Origin of the sequence: Rhodoferax sp., assembly GCF_044236835.1 — a bacterium.
Taxonomy (GTDB): Bacteria; Pseudomonadota; Gammaproteobacteria; order Burkholderiales; family Burkholderiaceae_C; genus Allorhodoferax.
In genome coordinates this window covers 79,482-88,948 of the sequence record NZ_JBIIGC010000015.1, presented here as the reverse complement: position 1 = coordinate 88,948, position 9,467 = coordinate 79,482, and the positions used below count along the sequence as shown (strand labels likewise).

At 60.6% G+C, this 9,467-nt stretch carries 8 protein-coding genes and 1 tRNA gene; 7 read left to right on the top strand and 2 right to left on the bottom strand.

Annotation, left to right across the window (positions count from 1 at the left end):
- The 5 genes from ACILRC_RS11590 to ACILRC_RS11570 all read left to right on the top strand — a co-directional run.
- Positions 1-475, top strand: a 475-nt coding sequence (locus tag ACILRC_RS11590) for a peptide chain release factor-like protein (protein WP_395669530.1), incomplete at its 5' end; no start/stop codon positions are given.
- Entirely contained in the window at positions 475-1,158 is a 684-nt protein-coding gene (locus ACILRC_RS11585; RefSeq protein WP_395669529.1) for an HAD family hydrolase, read from the top strand. The genes ACILRC_RS11590 and ACILRC_RS11585, both read left to right, overlap by 1 nt.
- The gene (gene pepN / locus ACILRC_RS11580) at positions 1,136-3,883 is read left to right on the top strand and encodes an aminopeptidase N (RefSeq protein WP_395669528.1); all 2,748 of its coding nucleotides are present in this window, start codon (positions 1,136-1,138) and stop codon (positions 3,881-3,883) included. Before ACILRC_RS11585 ends, pepN begins: the two co-directional genes overlap by 23 nt.
- 24 nt (positions 3,884-3,907) lie before the next feature.
- A complete protein-coding gene (locus tag ACILRC_RS11575; RefSeq protein ID WP_395669527.1) occupies positions 3,908-4,915 on the top strand; it encodes a class 1 fructose-bisphosphatase in 1,008 nt (335 codons plus the stop codon).
- 47 nt (positions 4,916-4,962) lie between these two features.
- Positions 4,963-5,038, top strand: a tRNA-Thr gene (locus ACILRC_RS11570).
- 174 nt (positions 5,039-5,212) lie between these two features.
- Here ACILRC_RS11570 and ACILRC_RS11565 read toward each other — a convergent pair.
- Together ACILRC_RS11565 and ACILRC_RS11560 are read right to left on the bottom strand one after the other, a co-directional pair.
- The gene (locus tag ACILRC_RS11565; protein ID WP_395669526.1) at positions 5,213-5,923 is read right to left on the bottom strand and encodes a DUF502 domain-containing protein; all 711 of its coding nucleotides are present in this window, start codon (positions 5,921-5,923) and stop codon (positions 5,213-5,215) included.
- 325 nt (positions 5,924-6,248) lie between these two features.
- Entirely contained in the window at positions 6,249-6,704 is a 456-nt protein-coding gene (locus tag ACILRC_RS11560) for a GFA family protein (RefSeq protein ID WP_395669525.1), read from the bottom strand.
- Between the two features lie 117 nt (positions 6,705-6,821).
- Here ACILRC_RS11560 and istA point away from each other — a divergent pair, with 117 nt between their 5' ends.
- Positions 6,822-8,342: an IS21 family transposase gene (gene istA, locus ACILRC_RS11555; protein WP_395669524.1), complete on the top strand. Its 1,521-nt coding sequence runs from the start codon at positions 6,822-6,824 to the stop codon at positions 8,340-8,342.
- The gene (gene istB, locus ACILRC_RS11550) at positions 8,332-9,156 is read left to right on the top strand and encodes an IS21-like element helper ATPase IstB (RefSeq protein ID WP_395669523.1); all 825 of its coding nucleotides are present in this window, start codon (positions 8,332-8,334) and stop codon (positions 9,154-9,156) included. The genes istA and istB overlap by 11 nt, the downstream gene beginning before the upstream one ends.
- The last annotated feature ends 311 nt before the right edge of the window (positions 9,157-9,467 follow it).

The following is a 9,467-nucleotide window of genomic DNA, read 5'->3' as shown; positions in this document are numbered from 1 at the left end:
GTCGTCCGGTGGGCGCCACACCAGCTTTGCCAGCGTGTTCGTGTACCCCGAGATTGACGACTCGATCGAGATCGACATCAACCCTTCCGATGTGCGCGTAGACACCTTCCGCGCCAGTGGTGCCGGTGGTCAGCACATCAACAAAACCGACTCGGCCGTGCGCCTGACCCACCTGCCCACCGGCATCGTGGTGCAGTGCCAAGACGGGCGCAGCCAGCACAGCAACCGCGACGTCGCCTGGAAGCGCCTGCGCAGCCGCCTGTATGACTTTGAAATGCGCAAGCGCATGGAAGCCCAGCAAAAACTCGAAGACACCAAAACCGATGTGGGCTGGGGCCACCAAATCCGCAGCTACGTACTCGACAACAGCCGCATCAAAGACCTGCGCACCAATGTGGAGGTCTCCGCCACCCAAAAGGTGCTGGACGGAGACCTCGATGTGTTCATTGAAGCCTCGTTGAAGCAGGGTGTGTGATGCCACTTGAAGCCCTGATCTTCGACATGGACGGCACCATGATCGACTCCATGCCGGCGCACAAACAAAGCTGGTGGGAGTTCGCCCGGCGCAAGCAGTTGGAGGTGGACATGGACGACTTGATGCGCCGTACCACCGGGCGCACCGGCGTCGAGTGCATGCGCGACCTGTTCGGCGACCCCGCCATGGACGAGGCCCACGCGCTGGCCCTGGTGCACGAAAAAGAAGCGGTCTACCGCGAGATTTTTTCGCCTGTGTTTGCCGAGGTGGCGGGCTTCCAGGCCTTTTATGACCACGCGCACCGCCGCGGCTTGAAACTCGGCGTGGGCACCGCAGGCGACCGCCACAACCAGGCGTTTGCCTACCAGCACCTGCGCATGCCCATCGCACCCCTGGCCACGGTGGGCGGCGACGAAGGCCTGCCGGGCAAGCCCGAACCGGCCATCTTTTTGGAAGTGGCGCGGCGCATCGGCGCCAACCCGGCGCACTGCATCGTGTTTGAAGACGCGCCGCTGGGCATCGAGGCGGCACGCCGCGCCGGTATGCGCGCCGTGGGCATCTGCACCAGCTACACCGCCGACGAGTTGGCAGGGCCGCATGTGATCGCCCACGTGCCCGACTACCACGCATTGATGAACCTGAATTTTCTGGAGACCCACCATGCTGCACACCCCCACGGATGACCTCGCAGGCGCGGCCCCGGCCCGCGTGATTCACCGCAGCGACTACAGCGCACCGGCATTCTGGATCGACACGGTGGACCTGTGCTTCGACCTGGACCCCGCCAAGACCCGTGTACTCAATCACATGCGCATCCGGCGCAACCCCGACGTTGCCGCACAGCCGCTGCGGCTTGACGGAGAAGAACTCAATTTGTCTCGGGTGCTGGTCAACGGCCAGGGCACTTCTTTCAAGCTCGACGGCAGCACCTTGGTGCTGGAGAACCTCCCCGAGGGCCACGAGGCCTTCACGCTCGAGATCTTCACCACCTGCTACCCCGCAAAAAACACCAAGCTCATGGGCTTGTATGTGAGCAACGACTCCTTCTTCACCCAGTGCGAGGCAGAAGGATTCAGGCGCATCACCTACTTTTTGGACCGGCCCGACGTGATGGCCAGCTACACCGTGACGCTGCGCGCCGACAAGGCCAAGTTCCCGGTGCTGCTCTCCAACGGCAATCTGGTGGAGCAAGGCCTGCTCGACGATGGCCGCCACTTCGCCAAGTGGGTCGATCCCTTCAAGAAACCCTGCTACCTCTTCGCCTTGGTGGCAGGCAACTTGGTGGCGCGCGAGCAGCGCATCACCACCCGCTCGGGCTCTGAGCACCTGCTGCAGGTGTTTGTGCGCCCCGGCGATTTGGACAAAACCGAGCACGCCATGCACTCGCTCATGGCTTCGGTCGCCTGGGACGAGGCCCGCTTTGGCCTGCCGCTGGACCTGGAGCGCTTCATGATCGTGGCCACCAGCGACTTCAACATGGGCGCCATGGAAAACAAGGGCCTCAACATCTTCAACACCAAGTACGTGCTGGCCAACCAAGCCACCGCCACCGACGCGGACTACAGCAACATTGAAAGCGTGGTCGGCCACGAGTACTTTCACAACTGGACCGGCAACCGCGTGACCTGCCGCGACTGGTTTCAGCTCAGCCTCAAAGAGGGTTTGACGGTGTTTCGCGACCAGGAATTCAGCCAAGACCTGTGCGCCGACCCCTCGGCCCGCGCGGTGAAGCGCATCGAAGATGTGCGCGTGCTGCGCACCGTGCAGTTCCCCGAAGACGGCGGCCCCATGGCGCACCCGGTGCGCCCCGACAGCTACATCGAGATCAACAACTTCTACACCGTCACCATCTATGAAAAAGGCGCCGAGGTGGTGCGCATGATGCAAACGCTCACCAGCCGCACAGGCTTTGCACAGGGCATGCGGCTGTACTTCGAGCGCTTTGATGGCCAGGCCGTGACCTGCGACGACTTCGCCCAAGCGATTGCCGATGCCAACCCCGAGTCGCCACTGACGCGGCTGCTACCCCAGTTCAAACGCTGGTACAGCCAGGCCGGTACCCCCCGGCTGGCCACGCGCGGCGAGTACAACGCCCAGGCCCGCACCTACACCCTGTTCTTCAACCAAAGCTGTGCACCCACGCCGGGGCAAGACAGCAAAGACGCGTTTGTCATCCCCATCAGCCTGGGCCTGCTCAGCGCCGCCACCGGCGCCGCCCTGCCCTTGCGGCCCCATGGCGCTGTATCGCCGCTGCAGCCCGACGGGGCTGCGGGTGCGCCACAGAGCAGCCACCTGTTTGTGATGACCGCACACAGCGAGTCCATCACCTTTGTGGATGTGGACGAAGCGCCGGTGCCGTCCATCTTGCGTGGCTTTTCAGCACCGGTGCTGCTGGACTTTGGCTACAGCGATACCGACTTGCTCACCTTGCTGGCCCACGATCCGGACCCGTTCAATCGCTGGGAGGCGGGCCAGCGCCTGGCGCTGCGCAGCGCCCTGGCCGCGCTTGAACACGGCGAGGCCTCGGGCCAGACCGACGTGCTGCACGCCGACACCATCGACGCGCTGCGCAGCGTCCTGCGCCACCCAACCCTGGACGCGGCATTCAAAGAATTGGTGCTCACCCTGCCGTCCGAGGCCTACATTGCCGAGCAGCTCACGCAGGTGGACCCGCAGCGGATCCACGCGGTGCGCGAGCGCATGCGTCTGCAGCTGGCGCTGGCTTTGCAAGCCGACTGGCAGTGGGCCTATGCGGTACACCAAGACAACGGCGCCTACCGGCCCGACGCGGTGTCAGCAGGAAGGCGCGCGCTGGCTGGCATGGCGCTGGGCTTTCTGTGTCTGGCCGCGGTCCACACCGGCGACTCTCTGTGGCCGGGCAAAACGCTGCAGCGCTTCAAAGACGCCAGCAACATGACCGACCGCTTCAACGCCCTCAACGCGCTGGTCGGCAGCGGCCACCCGCTGGGCGCGCAGGCGCTGGCGCGCTTTCACACGCTGTTCAAAGACGAGGCACTGGTGCTCGACAAATGGTTTGCGCTGCAAGCCAGCGCGCCTGACCGCGGCGGCAACGTCCTCCCAGCAGTGCGCCAGTTGCTGGCCCACCCCGACTTCCACCTGCACAACCCCAACCGCGCGCGCAGCCTGATCTTCAGCTACTGCAGCGCCAACCCCGGTGGCTTCCACCGCACAGACGCCGCTGGCTATGTGTTTTGGAGCGAACGGGTGCTGGAGCTTGACGTAATCAACCCGCAGGTGGCGGCACGCCTGGCCCGCGCCATGGACCGCTGGAGCCGCCTGACGGAGCCCTACCGCAGCGCCGCCCGCGAGGCGCTGGTGCGGGTGGCTGCCAAACCTGACTTGAGCAACGATGTGCGCGAAGTCGTGCAACGCGCGCTGGCCGACTAACTTCCCTCCACAGGACAACCCAACATGACCCACGCCGTCTCACTCACCCGCTACCTCGTCGAACAACAGCGCGCAGGCGGACTCATTCCGTCGCAGTTGCGCCTGCTGCTGGAGGTGGTGGCACGGGCTTGCAAAAGCATCAGCCTGGCGGTCAACAAAGGCGCGCTCGGCGGTGTGCTGGGGACGGCCGAGAGCGAGAACGTGCAAGGCGAAATTCAAAAGAAGCTCGACATCATTGCCAACGACGTGCTGATCGAGGCCAACGAATGGGGCGGCCACCTCGCCGCCATGGCCAGCGAGGAAATGGAAGGCATCCACCTGGTGCCCAACCGCTACCCGCAGGGCGAGTTTTTGCTGCTGTTTGACCCGCTGGACGGGTCGAGCAACATCGATGTAAACGTCAGCATCGGCACCATCTTCAGCGTGCTGCGCAAGCCCGAAGGCCCGGGCGTTTCCGAGCAAGACTTTTTGCAGGCAGGCAGCAAGCAGGTGGCAGCCGGCTATTGCATTTACGGCCCGCAAACCACCTTGGTGCTCACCGTAGGCGCGGGCGTGGCCATGTTCACCCTGGACCGCGAGCAAGGCTCGTTTGTGCTCACGCACGAGCATGTGCGTGTGCCCGAAGACACGCAAGAGTTCGCCATCAACATGAGCAATATGCGCCACTGGGATGCGCCCATGCGCCGCTACATCGACGAATGCCTGCAAGGCAAAGAAGGCCCGCGCGGCAAAGACTTCAATATGCGCTGGATCGCCAGCATGGTGGCCGATGTGCACCGCATCCTGACCCGCGGCGGCGTCTTCATGTACCCCTGGGACAAGCGCGAACCCGAAAAAGCCGGCAAGCTGCGACTGATGTACGAAGCCAACCCCATGGGCTGGCTCATCGAACAAGCCGGCGGCGCCGCCACCAACGGCAGCCAGCGGATTTTGGACATCACACCCGGCAAACTGCATGAGCGCGTGAGCGTGATGCTGGGCTCCAAAAACGAAGTCGAGCGGCTGCGCAGCTACCACGAAGCGGCCCGCTGAACCCACCGAGCCAGCACAGACCGCTGGCTATAATTCCTCGCTCACGTGCCGGTGTAGCTCAGTCGGTAGAGCAGCTCATTCGTAATGAGAAGGTCGGGTGTTCGATTCATCTCTCCGGCACCATTTTTTTCAATGAAATCAAGAACGTTCCGTTCTTGGCATCACTGACGCATGTTTGATTTCGTGCTGACATGGCCACCATGTAGCCAAACGCGTCGAACTTTCCCACCCTGCCCCGTCGGCACAACAGCCCAAAGTTTCTACCTAGGGACCAAAACTGTGGAGCACTTTCCTGGCCTACGACAATGGCTGTGTTGGCGTCTCGGGCCCACCAGCTGGGTCGGTGTTGGTGCGGGGCTCGGTGACACCGGCCTTGCCCAGGTGCTGCGCCGACGTGACGCCCATCGATACATAGATACTGGTCAGACCGTCCACGCCCAGAGGTGCGGGCGTGACCCAAGCCTGCGGCACATACAGCAATCCGCCACCCACCGGCACGGGCGAAGTGGGCACCATCACACCCAAATACGGCTCACCGCAGACGAGAACGGGCTCGGGCGTTGAGAGCAACCCCAGCACCGCGACTTGTCCTGGGCCGCCAAAGCGTAGCCATACCGGGCGCATGGAAGCCAAGCCATCCTTGTCTCTCTGCGAAAGCAAGTCCACCATTTTGCGCACGATGTCGTACACATGACGCACCAGTGGAATGCGCTGCATCACGCCATCCATCGTGCGGTGCAGTACCACGCGAAGCCGGGTTTGCACCAAAAGCCCCAGCATAAAAATGCACAGCAGCAGGGCGCCAACGCCAATCAGGTAACCCGCCACCTCCGAGCTATGCCCCAGGCCTGCGCGCGCCAGCCAGCCACCCACCAAGCTGCTAGGCCCTACCCAGTCGTACAGCAGGCGCACACCGGCCACAAAAATGAACACCGTCGCCGCCACTGGCAGGGCGGTGAGTAAGCCGGTCAAAAAAATTCGCGACAGATGGCGTGCTGTGGCGCGCATGGTGTGATGAATATGGCTCGGTTGTGGATGCTGGCAAAAATTGTAAGTGCAGGGCGGAGTTGGCCGTTCGGCGGGCGGGGGCGGACCTGACAACGCAGGGCCATCTGACCGTTTGTAGTTTCGCCGTCCACATGCCTTGCACACCACAAGCAACGACTCAGAGCACAGGTGATATTGGGTAAAAGTGAATCTAGGTTTCGTGGTCAATCGCTGCGCGATTCAACCACGATGGGTTTGTGTTTGACAAAGATGGGGAAGCCCTTGTAGTTTGACATGAGGGGCGTCCAAGGGCGATAGCCCTTGGACGCCCCTCTCGATGGAACGGTTAGGCATGCGTGGCGCCCCAGACGGAAAAGAGTTCCTCGAAGTTCTCTGGGTTCTCCGCGTACTGAAGCGAGGAGGCTGCGATATGAACCCAGTGTTGCTTGCTCGTCGTCCAGATATGTCCAGCAGGCTCCAACAGCGTCGTGTCGTTGAGCGTGCCCGGTTTAATGCTCATGATTTGGGACTGCCCAAGTATCTTGTGGAACAGCCGTGTCCCGCATGTTGGACAGAAACTGCAGGCCATGTTCCGACCGGAAGGCATAGTTCGAATCCACTCTTTGAGGTTGCCGCTCAGGAGCTGGGCATTGGCATCGCGTAACCAGAGCGCCATTCCGAAGGCGCTTGAAGACTGGCGCTGACACTCAGTGCAGTGACAAGCAAACAGTGTCACTGGCGTGCCAACGACGCGGTACTTCACGTCGCCGCACTGACACTGACCTTCAAATGTTTCGATCATGGTTGTTGATTGCGTTTGAAAACTGAGCCACTAATGCGCTAGTTTCGCTCCAAATTTGAGCCACGTCATCCACCTATGCTGCTTATTTTTTGAGCAGAGGTGGCAGGAGTGATTAACGTGGGAACCCTCAGCAAATTAAGGCGCATGGTTTTACGTGACAACGTATCCGTGCGCGAAGCAGCCAAGCGGTTGCGCATCTCCAGAAACACCGCAAAGCGCTGGCTGACTGAGCCAGAAATTGTCGAACCCAGTTACCCCAAGCGCGTGGCTGCCGAGCGGCTGATCGACGCCTATACCGACAGTCTGCAACTTTGGATTAAGGCCGACAGCCACCGTGGCAAACGCGATCGCCGTACCGTCAAGGCCTATTACGAGTCCATCCGCGCAATGGGCTACAGCGGTGGCCCAACACAGGTCTACCTGTATTGCAGGGCCTTCAAGCAGTCCCTGGACAACGCTCCACGCCACGCTGGCTTCGTCCCCCTGAGCTTTGAGCTCGGCGAAGCCTTCCAGTTTGACTGGAGCTGTGAATACGCCGTCATTGCAGGCTTGCGCAGACGCTTGGAAGTGGCCCACACCAAGCTCGCTGCCAGCCGGGCCTACGTGCTGGTGGCCTACTTCACCCAGTCACACGAAATGCTGTTTGACGCCCATACGCGGGCCTTTGCGGCTCTGGGTGGTGTGCCCAAGCGCGGCATCTACGACAACATGCGCACCGCCGTAGACAAGGTAGGCAAAGGCAAGGAGCGCAGCGTTAACGCCCGGTTTGAATCCATGACCGGGCACTACCTGTTTGAGGCCGAATTCTGCAACCGCGCCGCTGGCTGGGAGAAAGGCCGGGTGGAGAAGAACGTGCAAGACAGGCGTCGCCACATCTGGCGCGAAGCGGCTGAGAAACGCTGGGCCAGTTTGGCTGAACTCAACACCTGGCTGATCCAAGCTTGCCAGGACAGTTGGAGCGAACTCACCCACCCCGACTGGCCGGAGTTGACGGTGGCTGACGTCTTGCAGGATGAGCGTACGCGCCTGATGCAAATGCCAAAACCGTTTGATGGCTACGTCGAGCAGCCTGCCCGTGTTACAGCAACATCGCTAATCCACTTCCAGCGTAACCGCTACAGCGTGCCCTGCGAATGGGTCAATTCGGTGGTCAGCCTACGGGCCTACCCCGAATTCCTACGGGTGGTCAGCGTGCATGGTGAAGTGGTGGATCTGCCACGCAGCTTTGAGCGGGACCAAACCTTCTATGACTGGCAGCACTACATCAGCCTGATCGAGCGCAAGCCTGGCGCACTGCGCAACGGTGCGCCGTTCAAGACCATGCCCGAGCCGTTACAGGAGTTGCAACGCCAGTTGCTCAAGAACCCGGGCGGTGATCGGGTGATGGCGCAAGTCCTGAGTGCCGTTCCACTGCACGGATTGGATTCAGTATTGGCAGCCATAGAGATTGCTTTGCAGGCGGGGCGTGTCAGTGCCGAACACGTCCTCAACACCTTGGCCCATTTGAAGGACCAGTCCCGCCCCATGGCGGTTGGTGAGGTAAATACCCCACTGACACTGCAAACCCCACCGCTGGCCAACGTGACGCGCTACGACAGTCTGCGCGTCAACGACCTGGAGGCTGGCCATGTCCAATGACATCGTGACAGCCCTGAAGGGTTTGAGTTTGCATGGCATGGCCAGTGCGTGGCCGGAAGTGTTGGGCACGGCGCGTATCAAGACGCTGGATCATGAAACAGTTCTGCACCAGTTGCTCAAGGCAGAAGCTGCACAGCGTGAGGTGCGATCCATGGCGTACCAGACGCGGGTGGCACGCTTCCAGTCGCACCGAGACCTCGCGGGGTTTGACTTTACCCAAGCCGGCGTTGATGAAGGCTTGATTCGGGACTTGCACCAAATGAAGTTTCTGGAGTCGGCGCACAACGTGGTGCTCATTGGCGGGCCAGGCACGGGCAAGACGCATCTGGCCACCAGTTTGGGCGTTGAAGCCATTCGTACTCACGGCAAGCGGGTGCGCTTCTTCTCGACGGTGGAGCTGGTGAATGCGCTGGAACTGGAGAAAGCACAGGGCAAGTCAGGGCAGATCGCTTACCGGCTGATGTACGTCGATATGGTGATTCTGGATGAGATGGGGTACCTGCCATTTACCCAGGCTGGTGGGGCATTGCTGTTCCATTTGCTGTCCAAGCTGTACGAGCGAACCAGCGTGGTGATCACCACCAACCTGAGCTTCTCGGAGTGGGCCAATGTGTTTGGGGATCCGAAGATGACCACGGCTCTACTGGATCGGCTGACCCATCACTGCCACATTGTGGAGACTGGCAATGAGAGCTGGAGGTTCAAGAATTCCAGTGCACAGGTGCGTCCAGCACGCAAGACAAGTAAACCAAAATCAATGAAAGGAGAGCATCAAGAACAAGCCAATGACATAGACTTATCCACAACCGAGTAGGTAAATTTATCTTTAACCAGGTGGCTCAATATTGGTCCGAAATGCTGGCTCAGTTTGTACGCGAAATCAACACTGAGGGCTCGTTCATGTTTGCCTTTGATATATCCCGCAATTTTGCGGGATAACAAGGGAGGCAGTCAGATAACGTGGTTCGTTGTTCATCAAAAAACCTCTTGTTTTCATAGACTTACAGCAATATTCTGTTTTTATGTACAGGTATATTGAATCTGACAAAGTCGCCGCTCCCGTTGTGCACTCAGTTCGGCTGCTTGACCAACTTAGATAGCGCATTCCGTACCTTCACTATAGCC

Coding starts and splice junctions, on each gene's coding strand:
- ACILRC_RS11585 (WP_395669529.1), top strand. CDS start 475: ATGCCACTTGAAGCCCTGATCTTCGACATGGACGGCACCATGATCGAC.
- pepN (WP_395669528.1), top strand. CDS start 1,136: ATGCTGCACACCCCCACGGATGACCTCGCAGGCGCGGCCCCGGCCCGC.
- ACILRC_RS11575 (WP_395669527.1), top strand. CDS start 3,908: ATGACCCACGCCGTCTCACTCACCCGCTACCTCGTCGAACAACAGCGC.
- ACILRC_RS11565 (WP_395669526.1), bottom strand. CDS start 5,923: ATGCGCGCCACAGCACGCCATCTGTCGCGAATTTTTTTGACCGGCTTA.
- ACILRC_RS11560 (WP_395669525.1), bottom strand. CDS start 6,704: ATGATCGAAACATTTGAAGGTCAGTGTCAGTGCGGCGACGTGAAGTAC.
- istB (WP_395669523.1), top strand. CDS start 8,332: ATGTCCAATGACATCGTGACAGCCCTGAAGGGTTTGAGTTTGCATGGC.